Below are 964 nucleotides of genomic sequence, written 5' to 3'. Positions count from 1 at the left end.
AGCGATACTACAAGGGTCGAAACAAAGCGCGGCGGCAACCGCAAACTCAAGGAGTCGATCATGAAACCCACGCTCTACGATATACGCATACAGTCACCTCTCACCCCTGGCGAGACGACTACCCCCAAAGCATTGATTGCACAGGCAGAGTTAAGCGCCAAACAAAGTAGCGGGCTTCACTTTGAGATTTATGAAATGCGTGGCATCGAGCAGCTTGGTGAATGGCTTAAACGTTTGGACGATGAAAGAGAACAGCGGATCTTATATCTAGCCGCCAAGCGCCGCGGTTGGGATTTGTCTCCCGCCCACGTAGCCGCAGTAACCCAGGCTTATGATGAGGCAATGAGCGAGATCCAAGAATCCCAGATATAAACCAACACCCGCGAAGCACTTCAGTCTTTGCGGGGCTATCACCCCAGGAGATTACCCCATGAACGTAGATACCATGATCCAAAATCCCCTCTACCCGACTCAAGGAAATGACCCGCTTATTACGCCTGCGAAACTGCTAGAGTGCGCGCACTCAATGGCAGCTAAGGCGGCTAAACGTGAGGCTGGCCATACCTCGCCTAGTGAAATTCAAAATGATACCGATGTGGGCGAGACTGCCTCGCATGCACGCTGTAAATATGACCTCATTAGCGAATGGGCCTCCTCGATGTCAGAGCACGACAGTAGCGCGCTTTGGGGAGCTTTCTATTGGCCAGACATTCCCTTTTGTGATTTGTGATTAGCCGGGCGAGGCTTTCCCAACCCAACCCAACCCAACCCAACCCAACCTTGACGCGGCTGCTAGCGACCCCTACGGGGCTGCTAGCGACCCCTACGGGGCTGCTAGCAGCCGCGTTTTGTATAGGCTGCCCACGCTGAATAAGCGCCGTGGTAAACCCTCAAGACTACCGCGGGCACGGTGGGGGTGATCATCGGACGCCTTTACCCCGCGCCGCTCCGCGGCAAGGCGACA

At 55.0% G+C, this 964-nt stretch carries 2 protein-coding genes; both read left to right on the top strand.

The features are described from left to right. A partial coding sequence (locus INT19_RS12065; protein ID WP_226924605.1) for a hypothetical protein occupies positions 1–372 on the top strand: 372 nt, incomplete at its 5' end. Positions 373–430: 58 nt separating this feature from the next. Then, entirely contained in the window at positions 431–730 is a 300-nt protein-coding gene (locus INT19_RS12060) for a hypothetical protein (protein WP_193060913.1), read from the top strand. Positions 731–964: the final 234 nt, after the last annotated feature.

The sequence above is a fragment of the Halomonas sp. 3A7M genome (assembly GCF_014897875.1).
Taxonomy (GTDB): Bacteria; Pseudomonadota; Gammaproteobacteria; order Pseudomonadales; family Halomonadaceae; genus Vreelandella.
This window is presented reverse-complemented; position numbering and strand designations above follow the sequence as displayed.

Coding starts and splice junctions, on each gene's coding strand:
- INT19_RS12060 (WP_193060913.1), top strand. CDS start 431: ATGAACGTAGATACCATGATCCAAAATCCCCTCTACCCGACTCAAGGA.